Below are 22,206 nucleotides of genomic sequence, written 5' to 3'. Positions count from 1 at the left end.
TTTCGGGAGGATCACATGAATCGTTATCAACAGCTGGTGGTTGAGGACAGGGAACTCACACTGTATGTACCTCCTTCTTATCATGAGTCGGATCGTTCCTATCCTGTTGCCTATGTACAGGATCAAGGAGATATGTTTACGGACTGCCTCAACTATCTGCATCATCTGTTTGCAGCAGGCCAACTGGTCGAGGTCATCCTGGTCGGCATATCGTCTACGAACCGGAATCGTGAGTATACGCCTTGGCCGGCTGAGCCGCTGCTGGAGGGCAATCCGCCTTTCGGCGGGGAGGGCAGAGCTTATGTCGATGAGGTTGCGGATGTCATCAAGGCATACATAGACAGACATTACCGTACGCTCGCAGCACCCGAGCATACCGCAATCATTGGCGGTTCCTTTGGCGGTTTGATCTCGATGTTCGCAGGGTATTGGCGCGCCGAGACCTTCGGACGAATCGGGATGCTGTCGGCTTCGTTATGGTATGAGGGGGTTATGGATTACATCATACAGCAGGGAGAATTGCCTGCCGGGCTGAGGGTTTATATGTCTGTTGGACAGTTGGAAGGTGCGTATAAGGAAAATGCGCAGAAACATATGTTTTCCAATAACATCGAGGCCCATCGGTTCTGGATCGAACAAGGGGTGAGCCCCGAGCGGATCCAACTGGCGGTAGATCCCGATGGGACCCATGATCCCATCTTTATGGCCAGAAGATTTCCGGATGCGCTGCGGTGGTTGTTTGTCGGGGAAGCAGAGGAGCAAGCGTCGGCGAAGGGGCAAGCTCAACATGAGGATACGGATTATCACGAAAAGCACAATGAACAAGATAACCAAGATAACCAAGATAACCAAGATAACCAAGATAACCAAGACAACCAAGACAACCAAGATAACCATAAGGCTCCTTTGTTTTACATACCGGGAACGGTGACATGGTCCATGCAATCCGACGTCACAGGCCGTGAATACCGTATTTTCATTGCCGAACCGATGGGACCGCCACCCGAAGGAGGGTATCCTGTGTTATATTCGCTGGATGCCAATGCGACTTTCGGATCGCTTGCGGAGGCAATCCGAGTGCAATCCCGGACGCCCCGCGGTATTCCCTCGGCGCTTATCGTCGGGATCGGCTTTGACAGTGACAGTCCCATCGTGAGCAGCGAGCGTTTTTATAACTTTACTGAATATGCGGAAGACCATGAACTGCCGGTCCGTCCTAACGGATCGGATTGGCCGGAAACGGGCGGCGTTGAAGCATTCCTTGCGTTCATCGAGTTTCAGCTGAAGCCGGCCGTAGAGCGGCAATACGCGGTGAACCGTTCGAAGCAGACGCTGTTCGGGCACTCGCTCGGTGGTTTTTTCACCTTGTATACCTTATTCACCAGACCGGAGACTTTTTCGCGGTATATTGCGGCCTGTCCCTCGGTGTGGTGGAAAAACTACATGCTGTACAAACGATGGGAAGAGGGAAAAGCCCGTATACAGCAGAGTGGACAGCGCAAAGAGCTGCGTCTGTACGTGGGTGCCGAGGAGAAGCCGTCCATGGTGCAAGACGCCAGGGAACTCTATGCATTCCTCAAAGGGCATGATGAGGTGCTGGAGACCACGTTCGATGAAATTGAGGGAGAAGGCCACGTATCGGTGCTGCCTGCTTTGATAAGCCCTCTGCTTCGTTTTGTGAACGCGTAATATGAGAATGATGCCTTAAGCATGAAGAAGCAGCCTCATATCCAGTGATAAAGCCGGATCATGAAGCTGCTTCTTCAGTGTTGTTGCATGTAGAGAGAGTTAATCGATTAATTCCGGATCGTCAAGGATGGAAGAGTACTTCGGGTATAATCTGCGAATACAACCCGGACAGATATCGTGGGTGAATTCAATAGGGAGGCGGCTCTCCAAATAGCTCTCCACAGGTTCCCACTCTTCCGCATGGTGAACGTATTTGCATACGGCGCAGATCGGAATATGCCCAGGAAGGGGAAAGCTGTGAGCCAGCGCTTGTTCCAGCAGCAGTTCCTTGCGTTTGAACTTCGTAATATCCGTAAATAATATCATAGCTCCGTGAATACGGCTGTCCTTGTTGATAAGCAGCGGCAGTACCTCACATAAAACCCAATTCTCTTGGCCGTTCCATTGCACCGCATATTCAAAGGAATAATCAGACAGCTTACCCAGCATAACATCTCTTACGGAGGGCACATCCAACTCATGGAAAAAGTGATCAAATGAAGCCAAACTCAAGGGCTGGGAAGAGATCTTAAAAAAAGATGCCCCCTCCCACCCAAACTCAGCGGAAACACCATATCTTTCGGCCATGGTAATGAGTGGATCGTTAACTTTGTCTATGATGCCATCCGGGGAAATGATCATCAGTCCTTTATTCAAGGAGTGAACCGCATTATTCCAGGATGTGATCATGGTATCGTAGGGCAAATGACTCGCTCCTCATACTAAATAGACTCATGACTAAAAGATACAACGTTCCATGAGTACTATGGTATAATTTAGGCAATATATGTTGATTATACACTTAATTAAGTGGTTTTGCAAGATAAAAATACGTACATAAGTAATTTTCTTTCAAAGAGAACTAGGAAGGCGGTTGTTTAATGCAGTCTATTTACCAACGAATCGAACATCTCATAGAAAGCCGAGGTATGACCAAGAAGGCGTTTTGTGAAACCCTCGGGATCAGCACAGGAAATTTTGGTGATTGGAAAAGGGGGAAAACAACGCCGAGCACGAATAAATTAATTGAGATTGCAGCATTCTTTTCCGTAAGCTTGGATTGGTTGATTATTGGCAAGGGCAACCCTACCCGAGTCAAGGAGGCGCGTGGGGAGTATGGGGTGGACTCGGAATCATCCGATCTTCCCTTAATGTCCGGATTGGCAGAGAATGAGAAGGAGTTTATCCGTGAATATATTGAGTTTTCAGCCTACCGTAAGGAAAAGCGAAACGACTAGAACTAGCTGCTCTTGCGCCTAAGCCAATGACCCATAATTTGGTTCTTTACTTTTGTATGATGGGACAGTATAATAGGGAATGTTCGCTACAGAACATCCCTTATAACATGCGGTAGTGGTGGAATGGCAGACACGCTATCTTGAGGGGGTAGTGGGTGTATACCCGTGGAGGTTCGAGTCCTCTCTACCGCATACTTTATGAAGAAGCTGTTTATCAAGAGGAATTCTTCCTTTGATAAACAGCTTTTTTGTTTGCCTTTCCCGAGTTGGGAACATGCTGTTTCTTTTGCGAGTTGCCCTATTTATCGTTTCAATTTGTGCTGTAAGTTTAAAGAATACATGTAGAGACCATAATAGGGCATGAAGGAGATGAACGAGCATGAAACCATTATACACAGCAGATGTAAAAGTCATTGGAGGGCGTGAAGGCTCTGTTGAATCTACGGATGGGGTGCTTAATCACAAATTAAGCATGCCGAAGGAGCTTGGAGGACCGGGCGGTAACGGAACCAATCCGGAGCAGCTGTTTGCGGCCGGCTATGGCGCCTGTTACGAAAGCGCCCTGGCTAACATCGCCCGTAAAGAGGGCGTCGAGCTCAAGGACGTTGTGATACACTCCCAGGTGATGATCGGAAAGGACGAAGGCGCTGACGGCTTTAAGCTTGCAGTGAAGCTAAAGATCGAAATGCCGGGTATCGAACGAAGCCAGGCGGAGGACCTCGCGAAGAAGGCGCACGCATTTTGCCCTTATTCCAAGGCAACCCGAGGCAACATCGACGTGGAGTTAAGCGTAAGCTGACCATAAAGGAAGAATTCGGGTGGCCCTCTGACAATGGAGGGTCATCCTTTTTTGTCGGCTTATGCTGCTGAATATGAAACTTTTTACATGATACTCCGTATTTCAGTTAAAGCTATGAATTGGAAAGGGGCGCTTTAAGATGCGTATTGAACAAATGATAGAGGAACGGTTTGTATGCAGCAAATGTGGAGGGAATCACTGCCAGACGAAAGAGGTCTCGATGTCAGGGGCCGGGCTGAGCAAGATGTTTGATATTCAGCACAATCATTTCCTATTTGTTTCCTGCACGAACTGCGGATATGTGGAAGTGTTCAACCCGGATATATTAGAAGGTAAAAAGAGGGGGCAGCTTGGCTCGATCCTGGATGTGTTCTTCGGTTGACATCACCCCTAAAATTCTTTAATATGACTAAGTACCAGAAAGTACAAACCAGTCATAGGGAATTTAAATAAAATAAACGGGTGATGAACATGCCATACAGACCGCAGATTGCAAATGTGACCACAGCTGGAAGCAATGAAAAAGAAGGGCTTTACGAATTCATTATCCACACGGCTGACGGAACGGATATTCGCGTATTCTATAACCGCTTCCCGGAATGGAAACTGACTGCGCTTAGCCGACTTGGGAAAGTACCTTGCCCGGTTTGTCGTAAGGATTTCATATGCAAATGCATGGAGAAATTCTCAAACGAATTCGACCAGCAGATGAAAGACGGCGAGTGGCTGAACAAAGCTGCTGAGTAATAAACCAATAAGCGTACTTGATCAAGCGTAGGAGAGGGCTCCTGCGTTTTTTCTTGTTTATGGGTATGGGAAGGGAGCGAAGGAGTATATGAAGGATCGTGCAACGGAAAATCATGAGGAATATGCCATTGTGCTGATTGATGGTGTGTGCCATTTGTGCCAGGGTCTGACGCAGTTCATTATCAAGAGAGATCCTGCGGGTGCCTTTCGCTTTGCTTCGCTGCAATCCGAGATTGGGCAGGAGCTGTTGAGGCAGGGGGGACTTAATGGAGATACAACGGAGACGATGGTGCTGATTGAACAGGGGAAGTATTACACAAGGTCGACGGGCGCTCTACGGATTGCGCGACGACTTCGTTTTCCTTGGCCGCTGTCGTATATTCTGATCCTGATTCCCCCTTTTTTACGGAACCTGGTGTACCGCTGGGTAGCGAAGAACCGTTACCGGTGGTTCGGACAATCCACTGAATGCATGGTTCCGACGCCGGAGATTCGGCGCCGGTTTTTGTCCTAATGCGATCTTGTTTTAATGATGATGTTCTGTCGTACCTTCTTGAAATGTGGGGGTTCCCGCTTGCAGATAGGCAAGCTCTTCCTCGGACAGTTTGCCGACGGCGAACTGTTTCTGGGGAATGATGATGGAACCGTTGTTGCCGCTGTGCAGCTTGATGAAATACAGCCCCTCTTTATCGAAGTTTTTGGTTACCGTATATACGCCGTCACCGACCTCTACCGCATCCGTCATGGGATCCCGCAGGGAGCCGTCATGGCTCCACAGCTCGTAGTGGACAAAATCCGCACCGGGTACTCTTTTGCCATCTTGGGTAAGGATAATCTCGATGGTCTCCGGTTGATGTACGGATAAAACATCCGGAATGTTCACCTCGGCGATCAGCGGGATTTCTTTTTCATACCGGTTGGCTGCATCGGGACTGGCCGAGCAAGCGCTCAGCAGCAGGACCGATAGCAGTACGGATAATATAAAACGGCTTTTCATGATCATGAAACCGCCACCCCTTATTGTAGTTTGAGTATAGAACCGAATCAGGCATTCAGAAATGTCTTAATCGCCGGTACCCTCCGAACGATGACATAATCGATGATCCACACGATGATGAGGGACAAACCCACAAGCGGGAATAAGATTCCCAAAGCGATGAGCAGCAGAAGAAACAGCCTCATTTTTTTCGCATCTACCTCGGGCGCTTTCGGTGCTCCCAGTCCATGATCCGGTTTTCGCTTCCACCACAAGTATAAACCGCTTACCGCAATGAAAATGATTCCTATGCATATAAGCAAACTGAAGATTTGGTTGACGATGCCCAGCTGCGTTCCTTTATGCAGCGTAATGCCAAGGGCAACGGCTTTGCCGACGATTCCGTAATGATCATAGCGATAATCCGCCAACACCGCTCCGCTGTACTGGTCGATATGCATGGTAGCCTCGTCTTGTGCTTTGGGCGGATAGGCCGATAATGTGTATACCCCGTCCGCTGTCTGCGGGATGCTGATGGTGTAGCTTGGATGGATCCCCTCACTTCGGGCAACATACATCACATCTTCGATTGTAAGCGGGGTAAAGTCGGAGATGGTCGAATTGGGAACCGCTAGATTCTCGGCGGCCCAAGGTACTTCGGCCACTTCCTTGGTCTGCATGACATGGGAGGATGGTGCACTGCCCGACCAGATGGAAGGCGGATAGCCGGCACCGGTATTGGTCGCCACGGTTTGAAAATTGCTGCCCCACAGGCCTGACCAGGGCAATCCGGTCATAATAAGAAACAACATGCCTGCTGCAATCCAGAATGCGGGAACGGCATGCAGGTCTCTACGAAGAATTGGCTTGCCCTTGCCCAGACGCGGGTACAGGATGCCCGCGAGGCTTCTTTTCTTTTTGCTTTTGTTTTTATTTTTTGGAAACCACAAATACACTCCGGTAATAATCAGCACGATCGCCCAGCAGGCGGCAAGCTCCACGATCCGGTCCCCCACGGTCCCGACCATCAGCTCGCCGTGGAACTCCTCGATTTTGTCCATGATGCGGTCTTTGTCTTTCAGCTCGCCCATCTTTTCTCCCGTATAGGGGTCCATGAAGACGGTCATGGATTCGTCCCCTGAGGTCAAACTAATCTCCGTAGAGCGGGAGTCCGACTCGCCGGGGCGATACTTCGTGATCGTAGCGTCAGGGTAGAGCTCTTTAACTTGTCCGACCAGCTTGCTGGGCGTTACCCGTTCAACCTGAGGGGTTACCGTGTAGTAGTCCCGATATAGCGCTTGTTCAATCTGAGGCTTAAATAAGTAAACGGAGCCGGTGATAGCCAGGATGATCAGAAAGGGAGCGAAAATGATGCCGGCATAGAAGTGCCATCTCCATACGGTTTTGTACCATGCGGCAGGGCTCGGATTTGGCGGTTGACTTTCATTTGGTTTGCTTGCTGGAGGTTTCTTTTTCCCCATGGCTGGTGGCTCCTTTTCATTTACGGCTAAAATTTATATAAGATGAACATGAACGTTCATTTCATATATCAGATGAGTTTACTTCGGGGCCCGGAAACCGGCCTGGACGGCTTCTGCCTCGCTGCAGAACCACTGCTCCTGCTTTGTGCGCTCATAGTATGGGGATTCCGGAGTGTGGTAGATTTTTTCGCCCTTCGAGTTGATGTTGCCTTTGATGTCGCAGCCTTGCTTTGACTTTTGGCTGTTCTCTTTCGGAGCTTGGGTTGCTGCTGTGCCATTTCGGATGCTGTTGTTCTTGTTGTTGGCGTCATCTTGCTCCTCCGGATGGAAGCCGTCTTCCTGGGCATAGTTCTCTACGCTCCATATGCCAAGCGCCTTGTCCCGGCTGATCCGCTGCAAGTCATCAAATTTGTCTACATAGCGGGTGTTGGGCGGGTAGATGTAGGCCACCCGGGCGAGTCCTTCTTCGAGCAGCGATTCCTGGACCATTTTTCCGTCGGCATATACATACGCAAGAAGCCTAGAGTATTTATCGCGGTTCGGACCGATATCAAATTCCAATTCAAGTTGATTGGCTTGTTCCACCAGATCCTTCGTAAAAGCCTTGGCCTCGGGCCCGAATGGCTGTACGCCCAGCTTCGGATGACTCGTCTCGGGCGTGTCGACCAGGAGCATCCGAACATTCTCCTTTTTACCTTCGAACATGACGCTGATGGTGTCTCCGTCAACGGCTTTAACCAGTTCCACGGCTACCCGCGGAAGATTCAGATCATCGGTTGGATAGGTCGTTTGTTTGGAATTCGTCGTGCTGGTGTTTGACTTGGCTTCGGATTTAACGTTTGTTGCGATTTCATTGTTTGATGTCGTAGGGGACATCAGCGGCTGGCTGCAGCCTGACAATAGCAGCAAGGCGGTCAGCATAGCGGTTAACATTCGTTTGTTCACTTGTTGTCACTCTCCTGGCTTGGAAGTTTAGTTCAGATGGTTTAGGAGTTTATGTAATGTTGATTCTATATAAGTAGTTCCTATATAGAGAACATTCGTTCTAAGCCTATATAGTAGGACATATATCCTTGTTTTGACAATAGTGAATAAGAGCTATCTGTATATCAAAATAAAAATCTTGCCGTTCTGCTGCAACTGTGATATTCTAATGTCAAATTATAACAGGCAACGGAAGCACCGTTCATTGACCGCGATTATGCGGCCTTTGACGGTGCTTTTTTGGCGTTGTTACAGAAGAGAGGGATTGGCTTTATGATACCGGCCCGACTTGTGCTGGCAGTGCAGGATTCCCGGTATGTTGAACCGCTGCTGAGTTATTTGCATGGAAGTTCTTACGGATCGGCTCTTCAGGTGACCGCATTTACCCGCACCGATTCATTTCTACATTATATGGAAGTGGGGGATGTACCGAATCTGGTCGTGGGGGATACGGAAATGCTGGAGAGTTGGCTTAGCCGGGGGGAGACTTCGGTACCTTGGCTGCTTCTAAGTGAAGGCCATTCATCATCTTCTCTTGTAGAGGGGGGCAACAGTACATTCAAGTATCAACCGCTGCCTCAGTTGATGGAAGTCATCATCACCCACTGTAAGCGAAGCGGTGGGGCGCTGGAGAAACTGAATGTCGGAACAACCTCGGTGATTGGCATTGTATCCCCCCTGAGCGGGAGCGGGAAGTCAACGATAGCAATGAACATGGCGAAGCAGCTGGGCGTGCTGGGATTGAAGGTGTTTTATCTCAATTTGGAGACGGTGAACAGCAGTGCATTATTTCCTTCCGGTTCGGTGGGCATGGAGGGCAGCTTTTCAAGGTTGTTGTATGACATTAAGGCTTCACAAGAATCGGCTTCGGGGACCGATTTGTCGATAACCCCTTATATCATCAGACATCATGGCCTGAAGTGCGATTCCTTTGAGCCCAGCTTCAATGTAAAGGAAATCACGGAGATGACCATGGAGGACACCGCTTTGCTGCTGACTTCCCTCGTATCGTGTAATCAATATGATGCCATTGTCGTGGATACCGAGGGATACATGGAGGAACGAATGCAGGCGGTTCTTGAACAGGCCGGAGTGCTATTCTGGGTTTTATTGGATGATCTAATGAGTATGTATAAAAGCGGTGTATGGATGGATCAATTGGAGGTCAAGGATCCCGCATTTTTCGGAAGCGTGAAGAAGCGGAGCCGATTCATTGTCAATCGATACACAGGCCAACTTGTTAACGGATTCCCCCGCAAGGATATAAGCATAGACAGCGTACTACCTTATATTCCTTCATGGAAACAGCTCCATCGGGAAGAACTGCTGTTGTCCTCACCCATCTATCAGAGAGAGGTATTGAAGCTCTGCCAGCAGCTGCTGGAGGGCTCGGGTATCACACCGGTGCAAGCGGGTGGTGGGCAGTGATGATGGAGGATCCGTTCAAGTCGGTTCGTGACCAGGTTCGTTCCGAGCTTGATATGAGTGCAAGCATTAACAATTCGGAATTGATGGCCCGCATCGAAGAACTTGTGTGGAGAAGACGCGAACTTATGGAGCTGACAGCCGCTGAGAAGCGGAGGCTGGTGCGCAGGGTATTTGATTCTTTTCGCGGTTTGGATGTGCTTCAACCATTAGTGGATAATCCTCGAATTACGGAGATTATGATTAACAGCCACCAGGACATATTCATAGAGCAGGATGGCGAGGTGAAGAAGCTGCCGCTCCAATTCGAATCGCAGAGCCGCCTGGAGGACATCATTCAGAGCATTGTCGGTACGGTAAACCGGGTGGTGAATGAATCAACGCCCATCGTTGACGCCAGATTGAAGGATGGCTCGCGGGTAAATATCGTGCTTCCTCCCATAGCGCTGAAAGGGCCGACCATGACGATCCGTAAGTTTCCGGAATCACCGATGACGATGGATGACCTGGTAGGAAGGGGTGCGCTGACAGAGGACGCGGCAGAGCAGCTTCGGATATTGGTCAAGGGTAAATACAATATTTTTATAGGCGGAGGGACGGGTTCGGGGAAGACGACTTTCTTGAATGCATTATCGCAGTATATTCCGCCTGATGAACGTGTCATCACGATTGAGGATTCGGCGGAATTGAAGATCGTGACGGTCCCGAATCTTGTGTCGCTGGAGACCCGGAATGCCAACACGGAAGGCCGGGGGGAAATCGCGATACGAGATCTGATTCGTTCCTCGCTGCGGATGCGCCCCAATCGGATCGTGGTGGGTGAAGTGCGGGGGAGCGAGGCGCTGGATATGCTGCAGGCGATGAACACCGGGCATGACGGAAGTCTGTCGACGGGGCACGCTAACAGCACAAAGGACATGATCAGCCGTTTGGAAACGATGGTGCTGAGCGGTGCGGATCTTCCGATTAGCGTAGTCCGTCAGCAGATTAGCTCGGCGATTGATATTTTCGTACATTTATCCCGGCTTAGAGATCGATCGCGGCGCGTAACGGAGATTAGTGAAGTGATTGGGATGAGCGGCGGCGAGGTGCTGTTGAATCCGCTGTACCGGTTCCGCGAGACGGGTGAATCAGGCGACCGGGTGATTGGGTGTCTTGAACCTTGCGGTAACCCACTTCAATCGGCGGACAAGCTTCATATGGCCGGGATTACGGCTTGGCCGCTGCAGAAGATGATGGAGGTGACGTCATGAAGCGACCTGGCGGTTCTGTATTGACTCCGGAAGAGGGTCAAGGTGAGCGGGTGATCAAGAGGAGTAAGGGGGCTGGAAAGCGTGAGCATGCTGCCCCGGCTCGAACTAACACTCTCCCGGATTACGGCGTCTATCATCTCTCGATGAGACAGAGAATGGGATGTGTCATCCTTGGCGGTCTTGTGTTTTTCTCCATCGGTTATCTGTTTTATCACAATCTAATTTTGTCGCTGCTGCTTGGAACGGGTGGTCTCACGGTCCCTAAATTTTGGCGACGGTTTATGCTGGAACGCAGGCGCAAGACGCTGAACCTTCACTTCAAGCAAGCTTTGTATTCCTTGTCCTCATCTCTGTCGGCTGGCCGCTCCGTGGAGAATGGGTTCAGGGACGCGGTACAGGATTTGCTGCTGCTTGATCCCGGAGGCCATAGTGATCTGATCTTTGAGCTCAAAGTCATTGTGTCTCGGTTGGAGTACGGCGAGCCTATTGAAACTGCTTTGCAGGATTTTGCCCGAAGGGCAGGGATGGAGGATATGGCGAATTTTGCGGATGTCTTCTCGACTTGCAAGCGAACAGGAGGGGACCTGGTTGAAGTCGTGCGCAGAACCTCTTCTGTCATCGGAGAAAAGCTGGATATTCAGCAGGAGATATCCGTGATGATCGCCCAGAAACGGTTCGAATCCAAGGCGCTGCTGGCTGCGCCGTTCCTGCTGCTGCTGTTCATGAACCTGACGTCTCCAGATTATATGGAAACGATGTATAGCGGACCGGGGATTATGATCTCTACTGTTGCGCTGGCCGCTCTAGGAGGCTGCTTCTTGTGGATCAGCAAAATGATGAATATCAAGGTGTAAGGAGGTGAGGCGGGCATGTTGCCATGGGTAGCGGGCACGCTGGTGGTTCTGCTTGTGGGTGGTTGGGTGGTGCTGAATCATATGTGCGGTGAACGATACTATCGTCTCAGCAAAGTGCCAATGAAAGGTCTTAGGCTGCAACGGTTAGCACCGCCTCTGTTGTTCCTGCTGGAGCAGGGAAAGATTCCGATGCGTATTCCGATCGTTTTCTATCGGATGCAGGGCTCCGTCCAGAAGATACATGGCTTGCGGCATTGCACAGAAATGACGTTGTTGTTTATGGCCGAAGCACTTGCATATACATGGCTCATTTTGATCGGTGGCTGTATATGGTCATTGCTGTCGGGAGATGTTGTCGGACTTCTGGCCGGATTGGGATTAGGGGTGTTGCTGCCTGTCGCTTTGGCAAAGGATCTCCACAAAAAGGTAATACTGCGCGAGCAGGATATCGTTATGGAGCTGCCGGAGCTTCTAAACAAGATTGTGTTACTTGTTGGCGCCGGTGAGACGGTGCAGCGGGCTGTCATTCATTGTGTAGAGCGGAATGAGGACATGAACCATCCTCTGTATGTCGAGCTGAAGCGAATGGTGCTTGAATGGGAAGGCGGCCATTCATTTCAGCAAGCCTTCGAACAGTTCAATAAACGATGTGGTGTTCAGGAAGTATCGATATTTACAACAACTGTTTTGCTTAATTTTCGACGCGGCGGGAATGATTTTGTTTTGGCACTGCGCGATTTGTCCCGAGTGCTCTGGGAGAAGCGTAAGGCCATCGGAAGAACAAGGGGGGAGCAGGCCTCCTCGAAGCTGGTGCTGCCAATGGTGGTCATTTTCATGATCGTGATTGTTTTGCTCGGAGCGCCTGCATTTATGATGATGAACATGTAGAAGGGACCGGTGTACGAATGATGATGTTGTCCATGGTAAAGAGCGGGTTGAAAGCTTTTTGGAAGGATGAGAAAGGGATAGGAACGCTTGAGATGATCCTAATCCTAGTCGTTATTTTGATTATCGCGCTGATATTTAAAGATAAGATTACGGCGTTGGTTAATAATTTGTTTCGTAATATTGACAATAAAAGCAAAGGTTTTCTTGAGTAAAGGGTTTCAGAGAAGATGGAAGGACGAGTCAGGGAGCTTCACGGTGGAAGCTTCCCTGGTGCTTCCCATCGTGTTGATGGTGACGGTATTGCTGCTGTTCCTATGCTTGTATATCTACCAGCAGTCCATGCTGGTTCAGGCATCGGCCGCGGCTTCCGAAAGGACTGCGTATAGCTGGGATAACAGTCATAAGATTGCAGCCACGGGATCCGTAGAGCAGGGCCAATATGATTCGCTATATTGGCGGTTGACGGATGATCATGTTCTAGGAACTCTATTCGGCATGGCTGGTGGAGACGGCACGAAGTCGATACAATTGCCGCATAGTGAAGAAGGCGTAGGGAAGCTGCCCGAACTCAAAATGTCCAAGGGCGGTACGGCTGTGCCCGCTAGCATGGCGGGAGAAATGAGTTATACCAATCAGCTGCTCATTCGAAAGGTAACGACTTCGTTAAATGAACAGGTATCTCTGACGCCATTGAACCGAATATTGTACGATGGAGGCCAGATTAAGGTCAGCGCACAATCGATCGTAGTGGATCCTGTTGAGTTTATTCGTACGGTGGATTTAATGCGATATTACGGATCGAAGTTTCAAGGCGGGAGAAATGGAACGGATAAAGCTGCCGCTGGAGAAGTTCTACAAAAGTTCGGAGGTTCGCGATAGTCATGACGAAGCATAGGGAAGCACGATCGAGTCGGAGAAGGAGAGAGGGGGGCCGATCGTCCGATGGATCTGTATCTGTTTTTTTGATTATCGCCCTGGCTGCTGTATTCATGTTTGTAGCTATCTTTATTGATTATTCCCGCATAGCGGCGATGAAGGTGCAAAGCGAAAGGCTGACTAGAGCAGCCGTACGCTCCGTGATGTCCTCCTATGATCCGCAACTGCAGAAGGAATATGGATTATATGGCCTTGGGAACACCAGCGGCGATCTCATTATGGGCAATGTGCTGAATGACAGCATGAATCTGGGAGAACGTAGCGATGCATTCCGGTTAATGGCAATGGAGCTCGATAGTTCGGGTCTTGAGCTGCAGCGTCCGCTGGGGACTTATGACATATTTAACCGGCAGATTATCGAGGATATGAAGTATAAAGCGCCGATTGATTTCACATTGGAATTAGTGGGCAAGTTCAAACCGTTATCGCAGTCCATGAAGGAGGCTTCCAATACAGTTGATGTCCTTAAGAAGCTTCGCAAATTGTATGACAAGCGGGAAGCGGCGCTGGATGAAATGCTGGCAAAGCAGCGAAAAGCAGGGGAGCATGCAATCCGGCTTTCGAAGCTGGTTATGGATCCGCCGGGACAATCGATCTCCGACACTTCGCTGGGGGGTAGTATGTATACCGCCGCTGATGTGGCATCACAATACGAGGATTATAAGGCTAAACAACAGGAAGATGCGGGCAGGCCTGCCAAGGAACAACAGTATACGCTGCTGCTCATGGCCTACCGGAGCGGAATTTCTTCCATTGGCTCACAGATTTCGAGGGAGGCCAGCCGAGTTCAGAAGGAGAATGACAAGCTGCTCTCGGATGCGCATCAATTATGGGAGGAAGCAAGGAATCTGAATGAAGAGATGAAGCAGGTCATCAAGGATTCCGAGAACCGTTCATCTAATAGGGGATATGATCAGGTCACGAATGACGAAACACCAGGATCTAACGATTCTTCCGGGGCAGAAGCGGAGATGATTCAATCTATACGGAAGCAAGCTGACAAATTAATTCATAGCGATGAATTCTTGAACGGCTTCCGGCAAGAGATTGGTAGCCAGGAGAGTCGATACCAACAGGTTGCCCGAGCGGTCAGCAACCTTCAGTCTTCTCTGGGGGGAGAGGGGATGAAGGGAACGGTGCTTGAAGCCAGTCGCACATTACAAAGTTATGTGTCTAATTATGGAGTATCAGGCAGTGGGAATATTATAGATCGGCAACAGGCGTCATTGGAACAGTTCCGCACATCCGATAAGGAACGGAAGGCGATGGAGAAGCAGGCCAGTCAGAAGCTGAAGCAGGCATCCAAAGTCATTGAGGCGATTAACGGGTTGAATGGACAACATCAGGCGATTATGGATGAGTTCCGTGAACTCCAGCAGTACTATGATGAAAGCCTTCAATTTAATGCCGAAGCGGACAGCATGAATAAGGGAAAGCCTATGGACGATGATCCGTATGATGCCGGTAAACAAGCAATGGATAATATGGACGGTATGTTTGGATTTATGGGGAACGTGCTGGGCGGTGTCAGGGATGAACTGTTTCAAAATGAGTACGCCGTTCATTATTATCAGCATTTTGATATTGGGAAATTAACCGGAATGGTTGATGGTTCCAATACGGGCGGGGATATCATCCAAGAATTCGCCATTGGGAACCAGGAAGTGGAGTACATTCTATACGGATTTCATAACCCCGCCGGGAATATATCAGCGGCCTATGCAGAGATTTTTGGTTCCAGACTCGCGATCCGGACGATGGAAGGATTTATTGTGAATAGTAAATTGGGAAATCCGTTGGCGATTTTGGCGGCAGCCATTCTGTATGGGATTGAGAAGGCCATTGAGGATATGATCCAGTTGTGTCAGAAGGGGAGCATTCAGCTATCCAAGTATGTCCCAATAGAGCTGACTTACAGGGATCATTTGCGAATATTTCTGTTTATTCACAGCAATAACGAGAAGAAGCTATCGCGCATGTTGGCGTTGATTCGATTGAACACCGGCACCAATCCTGCGGAGCGATTTACCTACGCTTCAGGAGAGGTCAGGACGGCCATGCGTTTATGGTTTCTTCCAGGGGTGGCGAAAGCGATCGGCGTTGTATTTGGAAACGATGGGGATGAAGTTCAGGGAAGTCGTTACATGGTAAAGCGTAAGGCGGATTTTTCCTATTAGGATTAGGGGTACTTGAATGAAACGATTATCGGTAATACGGAAACCTCTCCATAAAGGTAAAGCGTCATCTGAACAAGGAAGCATGGTCGTGGAAGCTGCACTTGTGCTGCCGATGTTTATGTTTTTTGTCATCTTTCTCATTTATATCGTGCAAATGACGTTGATATCGACAGCGCTTCAGAGTACCGTTTCGGATACGGTCAAAACCGTAGCGGCTCATATGTATCCTGTCTCTGTGGCCGTGCAGGCAAATGCTGATGGTAGTGGAACAGGAGAAGGCTCACCAAGCACATCCCATTGGGAGATTCCCAAATTGTCACTTTCTGATTGGGTTTCAAATTACAGCGACTCTCTTCCTTCTCCTGTTAATGAGTGGATCACGCAAGCCGTAGCGTCAGGCGAAGAGCCGCTGCAGCAGCTTAAGAACCAAACCGTGGAAGCTGTACTCGACCCTGTGGTCAAGCCGCTGCTGAAGCCATTTATGCCGGAACGTCTTCTAGACTATGATCGAATCCATGTGTCCAATGTTCACATTCCGAATTTGAAGAGCGGAGCGAGTCCCTATTTCGGCATTGAGGTGAATTACGCGCTTCCGATCCGGGTTCCGTTCTTGAACAAACGCATCGTGCTGCAGGCAAAGGCTCAGGAGAGATTATGGATTGGCGACACCGGCGAAGGCGGAACGGGTTCAGGGGATGGCTCGGAGACAAACGGGGCTATAGAGCTGCTGGAGAAGCCGAATCCGGCCGTTGCTAGCAAGCAGGCTAAGGTAAAAGTGAAAGTGAAGCCGGGAAGCAGTGCCCAATTGTCAGTCTATTACAAAAGCGGTCAGAGCACGGCTAAGTATTTAGGCTGGGAGACCGCGGACGAGAATGGCTATATCGAGTGGGAATGGAACGTAGGCTTTAATACAACGCCGGGAACGTGGCTGTTTGTCGTTGAGACAGCAGACGGACAGCGGATTGAGGTTCCGTTCACGGTGGTGGCGCGGTCAGGTTCTTGAGGGGTTCGAAAGTAAGGTTATGATATAAAAGGTTCCAAAGAAGAATCGCATATCGAGGTGTCCAGGATTTGCAATCTAAAGAAGTGTCCAAGAGAAGCAATCTAAGAATCGTTCTAAGAGAAGGGTTCCAAAGAAATATCCAAGAAAAGTCCTTCCAAAGAAGCAATTCATTGTGCATCCATTTAATGTTCTATTAAGGCTGTTCCTTTGAATAGTCGCGCAGGAGAGGTTGATGCGTATGGCCGTTGCTTTTGGTGTTTGTGCCGTTTATCTGATCGCAGCATTCATTACAGACCTTCGTTCCATGAAAATACCGAATGTTTTAACGGTTTCCGCTATGCTGTCCGGTCCTGTCTATCATGGCGTTCAGGATGGATGGGAGGGGCTGTTCTTTTCTTTGCAGGGGCTTGGAGCCGGGTTTCTCATCTTGTTGATCATGTATTTTATAGGGGCTGTAGGAGCGGGTGACGTTAAGCTGTTTGGAGGTATTGGTGCCTGGACCGGCTTATGGTTTACCTTACAGGGCATTATGTATTCTGTCCTTTTTGCCGGTGTCATCGGTTTGCTCATCCTGCTCTGGCGCCGGGAAACGATGAAGCGAATACGCAATGTTATTGGCAGTATCGCCGGCGTTTTTGTTATGAAGAGCTGGTTGCCATGGCGCAACAGCCAGGAGGATCACTTGCGATTCCCCTTTATGATTGCTGTCCTTCCTGGCATAATCAGCACGTATGTAGTACTTCATTTGTAGGAGGGGGAGCCTATGCTCGGATTAAAGGCGGATTTTATGCAGAACGGTGGAACCATTATGGTGCTGGACCGTGCTGAAGGAATCCAATCATCAGAACTTAATCATGTACAGCTGGGAATGATCCGTTCTTCGAGAATCCCTCATTTCTTGAAGCTGCATATGAAAGAAGTCGATTATAAGGTAACGCTGGAATATGATATCACCGGCAAAAAAATGCTCTCTCAAGCGTTAAAGAGCGAGCGAATGACGCTGACCGAATATTTTGGATTGCTGCTGCAAATCGTCACCGCTCTGGAGGACAGCAAGCTGTACATGCTTCAGCCGGAGAATTACATACTTCATGAGGATTATCTGTTTATTGAAGGTTCCCTGGATCTTGGCACTTTATATTTAACTTATGTTCCCGTTGCAGCTACCGAAGCAGGCGGCACATGTCTTCCGATTATGCTCAAAGAGCTAATGACAAGGTTGCTCGCATCCGTGACGGAGCTAAAAGGGGGAGGGATACAGGCCCTGATGTCGTTCTGCAGTGAACAGAGCTTCAATCTGCCGGGACTTAAGAAGCTTGTGGTCGATCTGTTAGCTGGAGAGGGCGAAGACCATCGTGCTGTAACTCCAGCAAATGCAGCAGTGCCTTCAGGTCTAAATCAAGGATCGCCCTATACCGGTAGTCAATCAAGCAGCATGGGTTCCAAGCCTGTATTCGCATTTACAGAACCGGCTCGCGGGCGGACAGCAGGGCCGCAGACGGAGAGTGACATCCACACGGATAAACAGAGTTTAATCCGAGGTCTGACGGAACGTACGAATGAGATGTTTGGGAAGAGGGGCAAGAGCGAGGAAATGAATTCTCATGCGGATCGAAGCCCCCTGGGTTCTACTCCTTCGTGGTTGCCTGATACGGATGATCCAAATTCAGAAGCTTCGGACAACGACAAGACTTCGCCGGTTCGTACCTATATTTTGTTAGGATGTTTGCTCGCCGCAGCGGGAGCGTGGAGATTGCTGTACATGAATCAGCCTACTTCACTGATGCTGGGGTTGTCGGTAGGGATTACGATTCTGCTTGCTGCAGTAACCTGGCTTGGCTGGACAGGTAAACTCAAGCTGCTCTCACGAAGATCCGGCGATTGGTCCGGTTCCTTGCCCATGTTCGAGTCAACAGAGCTTAGTCCGCAGGATTCCAAGTGGAAGTCTGTCCCACGTTTTCAGGCGGATCCCTTATCGGGTCTTCTTGGGGATAACTCGGAAACAGACGCTGGAAAAGTAGAAGCAGAGCTTGAAGAGGGGAAAGAGAACTGGAGATGGCGGGTCCCTAAATCTCCAGTTAACTCCGAGAGAAATTACCATTCAGCGGGATATCCCGCACAATCTCCGCAGGGCCATGTTTATTCGCGTTCATCTGAGGCAGCAGCTGCGGCTGCGGATCCATATGGGGAAGAGGGGGATTATTATGCCCAGTTACCCCAACGGACGGAGGTGCTTTCGTTCCCTGGAGGCGGGGGAGCTACGGTGCTGCTTAATCCGGATGCTGCAGCCCGTCCAGCCGTGCAACATTCAGCAGGTGCTTACCTCGAGCTAAACGAACCGAATGCATCAGCCCCGCAGCGGATTGAACTGCATCAGCCCCATTTCATCATCGGCCGGTCCCCTGACGTAGCTCAATTCGTAGCACAGGGTGTGGGGACTTCAAGGGCGCATGTCGAACTTTCGCGTGAAGGTGGAGGCTACGTCCTGAAGGATCTAGGATCCAGGAATGGTACGGTGTTGAAGGGGGAGCCCATGGTGCCTTATAAAGAATACCCTTTGATGGAGGGGGATGTCTTTATTATTGCAGGCTGGTCGTTTACCCTGCGCAGGGGTTAATTATTAATCGGGATTATTATAGTAGAAGTAAGATTTGCGAAGCTATTATTCTATGAAGTTTAGAGAAAATTCGGATTATTGCAGAAAACCAAAGGTGCACCCTAATTTTTAGAGGGACTTTTGGTTTTTTTGTTTTTTACTAGATCTATAAAAACATCTGGTATGATGATTATGGTGAAATGTACCAACTAACTAACTAACTATATATAACTAAGTTTGTATTTTTTAACGATTAATTTCAAAAAATATCTTGTGTTTTTTGATTCATATGTTTAGGGAGGATTTTGATGTGTCTGAAGATCTTAATAGAGAAATATTGAAAGAGCTAAAAGAAATCAATAATAAACTAGACACCTTGAACTCGTCAAAAGGAATATCAGGAACTCTAAAAGTTATTGCTCTGATATTCGGTTTTTTAGTGATAGGACCTTTGCTTATAGGGATAATGGTGTATCTATTTAATTTAACTGGGTAAGGTAAATAGCCCCTGCCAGAAGCCCAGATGGACAATCCCGGATGGGGCTTTATAAGCTCCAACAAGAGTAACTCGTCCAGCGATGCTGGTATGGCGTGTAGTCGATGCTTTTTTGTGTAGAATCATCTATAGGTAAAAATGAATTCTTTTTGTATTGTACCTTGAGAACAGCACTCTCTCATTGAGGTCACTGTTATAGCTGGAGCTGGAAATTTAGCTGCAACACCAGTTTTTTCTCGCAAACCGAAAACTCTATTTTGTTTACTCTCCAGCCCTTTCATTGCCTCTTATCGCCTCCTGCTCGCGGAAGACGGAAGGAGTCAGGCCGTATTTTTTCTTGAATAGAGTGGAGAAGTAAGTGATATTGTACATTCCGACCGATTCACTGATTTTGGCTGCAGTCTCATGGGTGGAAGCAAGCAAATCTTTTGCTTTCTCCAGCCTGGTGTGATTCAGGTATTCACTGAACGATTGGCGGGTTGCTTTTTTGAACAGCTTTCCCAAATAGCTTGGCGACAGGCCGGCGATGTTGGACATCAGCTCCAGGGATAAGTTTGGCTCGGCATAATGCTCCTGGATGTAATTCTGTACTTTTTCAATGATAACATTGTGCTTCTGGGCATTCATCCAGAGATTCTTCTCTTCGATTAATGTGCAGATATTTAAACAATAGCGATTGAAAGTTTCCTTGATTTCCGTCAAATGTTCGGCGGATTCAATATCGGTCACCGCATCCAGATACTTGTTGAAATTGGAATCCGGCACATGCTGCAAATAGTCAAAGTGCTTGAGTAAGGATAGCATGAGCTGGATGCTGTATGTAATCACCTGATTGATTGAACCGTTAGAGATCTGTTCTACGAATTGTTCGATTGCATCCTGGATCGGCTCCGGCTTGCCGCACTGCACAGCATCGACTAGCTTCTTCTCGAAGGCGCTCGGATAACTCAAGGCCGCCATCATATGGGGGCGTGTCGCTATGGCATCCAGAATCGATTCCTTCCCGTAGATCAGCCGGTATTTAACATACTGCTGCGCCGAAGTATAGGAGGAAGGTACATTCTTCCTGCCATGGCTTATATCCCCTATGCCTATGGATACCGTCACCTTGAAGTAACGGTTCAGAAAGCTCTGAATATTGCGCAAGGCAGCCTTGAGCTCCTCTGGCGGTTGGTTATTCGTGCACTGAAGGATTGCGACAGCTTCATTCTCCCCCCTAATCAGGTAATCGCATTCCCCGATATGCTCCAGCATCTCTTTTGCAATATTGCCTAGAGCGAAGAGCAAGAGCATCAGCGGCTGCTGTTCCACCTCCATCCTCCCTCTTGTTAGTTCCAGCTCATTGATTTTGAATACAAGCACGCAAAAATAAGGCCCGGACACTTTCTTGTCGATATCCCGAATTAATTCGCTCGGAACTGAATATTCCAGCGGATGACCCCGGAGCAATGAATGCAGATAATGCTCACGAATCGTTCGGGAAGAGCGGTTGATCACGAATTGCATCGATTTTTCACGTTCCTCCAATGAATGGAAAACCTCGGCCATCATCTTATATTCATCTATGAACGGCGAACCGGAGACCGGAGAATCCGTGTCCGGCATGATCTTCTCAAACAGCGTCGATAACGGTCTATAAATGCTCTTGGTCAGAAAAATAGAGATCAGCAGACCTGTCAGTACAATCCCGGCTGTCACAAGCAGCGTAACGTTGCGGAGACGGTCAATGTTGGAGATGAGTCCGGAGTAAGGGGAAACGCTTACAAAATACCAGTCCATTTTCTCCGACTTCACATAAGTGACAAGATGCTTTTTATTCAGAATATTTGTTGTGAAGCTGTTCTCTTCCTTGTCCTGATTTAGAATTTGTTGCACATACTGTTCCTCGGACCAATCCTTCAGAAATAAACTTGAATCGGTATGGGAGAGCACTTTGCCCTCTTTGTTGATGACGAAAACGTTGTTGGCGGAATCCGCTTTGCTGATTTTGCGGATCGTCGTCAGAATCGACTTTTCTTCCACATTGATATAGATAAGCTGGTTGTCGGAGGTCTTAAATGAAAAATCCGGGTACAACAGAAAGGTCAGGAGCTGCAGTGGCGCATCGTTGTTGCGGTCGGCAACGGTCAAGCTACGTGGATAGAATTCCATGTACCGCTCCGCGCTAAGGGTGGTGAGCGAGGAGTCAAATGGAAGCCCGGCTGTATCGACGGTTGTTCCCGTAGAAGGCCGGTAGATCCCGGCACTGTAAATATAAGGATACACACTTATAATCTGGTTCATTTGTTGGAAAATCTGATAATTGTTTGTCTTGTCCTCCAACGTGTCATTCAGGAATGAGGTGATCTCCGGCTGGATGAGCAGCGCATTACCAATTGTCATGACTTGGTTATAGACGACCTCCGAGGCGTAAGTGATTTGAGACAACATGGCTCTGGAATTGCGGTCTATCTCCTTGACGGCGCTTCTGGAGAAGAGAAGGAAGAGGACACCGGACAGCAGGCTGACGGTTAGTAGAACGAGCAGGAAATATGAAATTGTAAGTTTTTGAAACGCCTTGTACCGAACAAGCCGATTCATGGTGGTCCGCATGAAGAATTCCTCCCAATGCCGTTAATATAACCA

23 protein-coding genes and 1 tRNA gene are annotated in these 22,206 nt (G+C 48.9%); 18 read left to right on the top strand and 6 right to left on the bottom strand.

Annotated features, from left to right (window positions below):
- Positions 1-15 precede the first annotated feature (15 nt).
- Positions 16-1,689 carry an alpha/beta hydrolase gene (locus ABEW73_RS25885; RefSeq protein WP_430163167.1) on the top strand — a complete coding sequence of 558 codons (1,674 nt, stop codon included), beginning with the start codon at positions 16-18 and terminating at the stop codon, positions 1,687-1,689.
- Between the two features lie 99 nt (positions 1,690-1,788).
- On the opposite strand, the gene ABEW73_RS25880 is transcribed toward ABEW73_RS25885, so the two are convergent.
- Positions 1,789-2,433, bottom strand: coding sequence for a hypothetical protein (locus tag ABEW73_RS25880; RefSeq protein ID WP_430163164.1), 645 nt, complete (start codon positions 2,431-2,433; stop codon positions 1,789-1,791).
- A 176-nt stretch (positions 2,434-2,609) separates the two neighbouring features.
- On the opposite strand from ABEW73_RS25880, the gene ABEW73_RS25875 reads away from it, so the two are divergent.
- The 6 genes from ABEW73_RS25875 (at position 2,610) to ABEW73_RS25850 (ending at position 5,026) form a co-directional block, all read left to right on the top strand.
- The gene (locus ABEW73_RS25875; RefSeq protein WP_430163161.1) at positions 2,610-2,966 is read left to right on the top strand and encodes a helix-turn-helix domain-containing protein; all 357 of its coding nucleotides are present in this window, start codon (positions 2,610-2,612) and stop codon (positions 2,964-2,966) included.
- 109 nt (positions 2,967-3,075) lie between these two features.
- Positions 3,076-3,158: transfer RNA gene (locus tag ABEW73_RS25870), tRNA-Leu, on the top strand.
- A gap of 187 nt (positions 3,159-3,345) precedes the next feature.
- Positions 3,346-3,765, top strand: a complete 420-nt coding sequence (locus ABEW73_RS25865; RefSeq protein WP_076324661.1) for an Ohr family peroxiredoxin — start codon at positions 3,346-3,348, stop codon at positions 3,763-3,765.
- A 139-nt stretch (positions 3,766-3,904) separates the two neighbouring features.
- Positions 3,905-4,147 carry a zinc ribbon domain-containing protein gene (locus ABEW73_RS25860; protein WP_006212369.1) on the top strand — a complete coding sequence of 81 codons (243 nt, stop codon included), beginning with the start codon at positions 3,905-3,907 and terminating at the stop codon, positions 4,145-4,147.
- An 89-nt stretch (positions 4,148-4,236) separates the two neighbouring features.
- Positions 4,237-4,512, top strand: a complete 276-nt coding sequence (locus ABEW73_RS25855) for a hypothetical protein (RefSeq protein WP_076324660.1) — start codon at positions 4,237-4,239, stop codon at positions 4,510-4,512.
- An 88-nt stretch (positions 4,513-4,600) separates the two neighbouring features.
- Positions 4,601-5,026: a thiol-disulfide oxidoreductase DCC family protein gene (locus ABEW73_RS25850; RefSeq protein ID WP_430163159.1), complete on the top strand. Its 426-nt coding sequence runs from the start codon at positions 4,601-4,603 to the stop codon at positions 5,024-5,026.
- 12 nt (positions 5,027-5,038) lie between these two features.
- Here ABEW73_RS25850 and ABEW73_RS25845 read toward each other — a convergent pair whose 3' ends face one another.
- The 3 genes from ABEW73_RS25845 to ABEW73_RS25835 all read right to left on the bottom strand — a co-directional run bounded on the left by ABEW73_RS25845 (position 5,039) and on the right by ABEW73_RS25835 (position 7,914).
- Positions 5,039-5,515 carry a FixH family protein gene (locus ABEW73_RS25845; RefSeq protein WP_430163156.1) on the bottom strand — a complete coding sequence of 159 codons (477 nt, stop codon included), beginning with the start codon at positions 5,513-5,515 and terminating at the stop codon, positions 5,039-5,041.
- A 41-nt stretch (positions 5,516-5,556) separates the two neighbouring features.
- Positions 5,557-6,969, bottom strand: a complete 1,413-nt coding sequence (locus ABEW73_RS25840) for a PepSY-associated TM helix domain-containing protein (RefSeq protein WP_430163153.1) — start codon at positions 6,967-6,969, stop codon at positions 5,557-5,559.
- 78 nt (positions 6,970-7,047) lie between these two features.
- Positions 7,048-7,914 (bottom strand): thermonuclease family protein, encoded by an 867-nt coding sequence (locus ABEW73_RS25835; protein WP_430163150.1) that lies wholly within the window; start codon positions 7,912-7,914, stop codon positions 7,048-7,050.
- Positions 7,915-8,226: 312 nt separating this feature from the next.
- Here ABEW73_RS25835 and ABEW73_RS25830 point away from each other — a divergent pair, with 312 nt between their 5' ends.
- From ABEW73_RS25830 to ABEW73_RS25780, 11 genes are all read left to right on the top strand, one after another.
- Entirely contained in the window at positions 8,227-9,381 is a 1,155-nt protein-coding gene (locus ABEW73_RS25830) for a hypothetical protein (protein WP_430163147.1), read from the top strand.
- Positions 9,381-10,631, top strand: a complete 1,251-nt coding sequence (locus tag ABEW73_RS25825; protein ID WP_430163144.1) for a CpaF family protein — start codon at positions 9,381-9,383, stop codon at positions 10,629-10,631. Before ABEW73_RS25830 ends, ABEW73_RS25825 begins: the two co-directional genes overlap by 1 nt.
- The gene (locus ABEW73_RS25820) at positions 10,628-11,485 is read left to right on the top strand and encodes a type II secretion system F family protein (RefSeq protein WP_430163141.1); all 858 of its coding nucleotides are present in this window, start codon (positions 10,628-10,630) and stop codon (positions 11,483-11,485) included. The genes ABEW73_RS25825 and ABEW73_RS25820 overlap by 4 nt, the downstream gene beginning before the upstream one ends.
- Positions 11,486-11,500: 15 nt before the next feature.
- A complete protein-coding gene (locus ABEW73_RS25815; protein WP_430163138.1) occupies positions 11,501-12,373 on the top strand; it encodes a type II secretion system F family protein in 873 nt (290 codons plus the stop codon).
- Positions 12,374-12,390: 17 nt separating this feature from the next.
- Positions 12,391-12,585 (top strand): Flp1 family type IVb pilin, encoded by a 195-nt coding sequence (locus ABEW73_RS25810; RefSeq protein ID WP_397329698.1) that lies wholly within the window; start codon positions 12,391-12,393, stop codon positions 12,583-12,585.
- On the top strand, positions 12,578-13,252 hold the full coding sequence (locus ABEW73_RS25805) for a TadE family protein (protein WP_430163135.1): 675 nt from the start codon (positions 12,578-12,580) through the stop codon (positions 13,250-13,252). Before ABEW73_RS25810 ends, ABEW73_RS25805 begins: the two co-directional genes overlap by 8 nt.
- A gap of 2 nt (positions 13,253-13,254) precedes the next feature.
- A complete protein-coding gene (locus tag ABEW73_RS25800; RefSeq protein WP_430163132.1) occupies positions 13,255-15,486 on the top strand; it encodes a hypothetical protein in 2,232 nt (743 codons plus the stop codon).
- A gap of 82 nt (positions 15,487-15,568) precedes the next feature.
- Positions 15,569-16,489: a TadE/TadG family type IV pilus assembly protein gene (locus tag ABEW73_RS25795; RefSeq protein WP_430163722.1), complete on the top strand. Its 921-nt coding sequence runs from the start codon at positions 15,569-15,571 to the stop codon at positions 16,487-16,489.
- Between the two features lie 238 nt (positions 16,490-16,727).
- A complete protein-coding gene (locus tag ABEW73_RS25790; protein WP_430163720.1) occupies positions 16,728-17,240 on the top strand; it encodes an A24 family peptidase in 513 nt (170 codons plus the stop codon).
- A gap of 12 nt (positions 17,241-17,252) precedes the next feature.
- Positions 17,253-19,106, top strand: a complete 1,854-nt coding sequence (locus ABEW73_RS25785; RefSeq protein ID WP_430163129.1) for a DUF6382 domain-containing protein — start codon at positions 17,253-17,255, stop codon at positions 19,104-19,106.
- Positions 19,107-19,395: 289 nt separating this feature from the next.
- Positions 19,396-19,581 carry a hypothetical protein gene (locus ABEW73_RS25780; protein ID WP_430163126.1) on the top strand — a complete coding sequence of 62 codons (186 nt, stop codon included), beginning with the start codon at positions 19,396-19,398 and terminating at the stop codon, positions 19,579-19,581.
- Between the two features lie 122 nt (positions 19,582-19,703).
- Here ABEW73_RS25780 and ABEW73_RS25775 read toward each other — a convergent pair whose 3' ends face one another.
- Positions 19,704-19,862 (bottom strand): hypothetical protein, encoded by a 159-nt coding sequence (locus ABEW73_RS25775; RefSeq protein WP_430163123.1) that lies wholly within the window; start codon positions 19,860-19,862, stop codon positions 19,704-19,706.
- Positions 19,843-22,173: a helix-turn-helix domain-containing protein gene (locus ABEW73_RS25770; protein ID WP_430163120.1), complete on the bottom strand. Its 2,331-nt coding sequence runs from the start codon at positions 22,171-22,173 to the stop codon at positions 19,843-19,845. The genes ABEW73_RS25775 and ABEW73_RS25770 overlap by 20 nt, the downstream gene beginning before the upstream one ends.
- Between the last annotated feature and the right edge of the window lie 33 nt (positions 22,174-22,206).

The sequence above is a fragment of the Paenibacillus lautus genome, assembly GCF_050482385.1.
Lineage (GTDB): Bacteria > Bacillota > Bacilli > Paenibacillales > Paenibacillaceae > Paenibacillus_AQ > Paenibacillus_AQ lautus_B.
This window is presented reverse-complemented; position numbering and strand designations above follow the sequence as displayed.

Excerpts from the sequence above, each read along its gene's own strand:
- ABEW73_RS25885 (WP_430163167.1), top strand. The coding sequence starts at position 16 with ATGAATCGTTATCAACAGCTGGTGGTTGAGGACAGGGAACTCACACTG.
- ABEW73_RS25875 (WP_430163161.1), top strand. The coding sequence starts at position 2,610 with ATGCAGTCTATTTACCAACGAATCGAACATCTCATAGAAAGCCGAGGT.
- ABEW73_RS25865 (WP_076324661.1), top strand. The coding sequence starts at position 3,346 with ATGAAACCATTATACACAGCAGATGTAAAAGTCATTGGAGGGCGTGAA.
- ABEW73_RS25860 (WP_006212369.1), top strand. The coding sequence starts at position 3,905 with ATGCGTATTGAACAAATGATAGAGGAACGGTTTGTATGCAGCAAATGT.
- ABEW73_RS25855 (WP_076324660.1), top strand. The coding sequence starts at position 4,237 with ATGCCATACAGACCGCAGATTGCAAATGTGACCACAGCTGGAAGCAAT.
- ABEW73_RS25850 (WP_430163159.1), top strand. The coding sequence starts at position 4,601 with ATGAAGGATCGTGCAACGGAAAATCATGAGGAATATGCCATTGTGCTG.
- ABEW73_RS25845 (WP_430163156.1), bottom strand. The coding sequence starts at position 5,515 with ATGATCATGAAAAGCCGTTTTATATTATCCGTACTGCTATCGGTCCTG.
- ABEW73_RS25840 (WP_430163153.1), bottom strand. The coding sequence starts at position 6,969 with ATGGGGAAAAAGAAACCTCCAGCAAGCAAACCAAATGAAAGTCAACCG.
- ABEW73_RS25830 (WP_430163147.1), top strand. The coding sequence starts at position 8,227 with ATGATACCGGCCCGACTTGTGCTGGCAGTGCAGGATTCCCGGTATGTT.
- ABEW73_RS25825 (WP_430163144.1), top strand. The coding sequence starts at position 9,381 with ATGATGGAGGATCCGTTCAAGTCGGTTCGTGACCAGGTTCGTTCCGAG.
- ABEW73_RS25820 (WP_430163141.1), top strand. The coding sequence starts at position 10,628 with ATGAAGCGACCTGGCGGTTCTGTATTGACTCCGGAAGAGGGTCAAGGT.
- ABEW73_RS25815 (WP_430163138.1), top strand. The coding sequence starts at position 11,501 with ATGTTGCCATGGGTAGCGGGCACGCTGGTGGTTCTGCTTGTGGGTGGT.
- ABEW73_RS25810 (WP_397329698.1), top strand. The coding sequence starts at position 12,391 with ATGATGATGTTGTCCATGGTAAAGAGCGGGTTGAAAGCTTTTTGGAAG.
- ABEW73_RS25800 (WP_430163132.1), top strand. The coding sequence starts at position 13,255 with ATGACGAAGCATAGGGAAGCACGATCGAGTCGGAGAAGGAGAGAGGGG.
- ABEW73_RS25795 (WP_430163722.1), top strand. The coding sequence starts at position 15,569 with ATGGTCGTGGAAGCTGCACTTGTGCTGCCGATGTTTATGTTTTTTGTC.
- ABEW73_RS25790 (WP_430163720.1), top strand. The coding sequence starts at position 16,728 with ATGGCCGTTGCTTTTGGTGTTTGTGCCGTTTATCTGATCGCAGCATTC.
- ABEW73_RS25785 (WP_430163129.1), top strand. The coding sequence starts at position 17,253 with ATGCTCGGATTAAAGGCGGATTTTATGCAGAACGGTGGAACCATTATG.
- ABEW73_RS25775 (WP_430163123.1), bottom strand. The coding sequence starts at position 19,862 with ATGAAAGGGCTGGAGAGTAAACAAAATAGAGTTTTCGGTTTGCGAGAA.
- ABEW73_RS25770 (WP_430163120.1), bottom strand. The coding sequence starts at position 22,173 with ATGCGGACCACCATGAATCGGCTTGTTCGGTACAAGGCGTTTCAAAAA.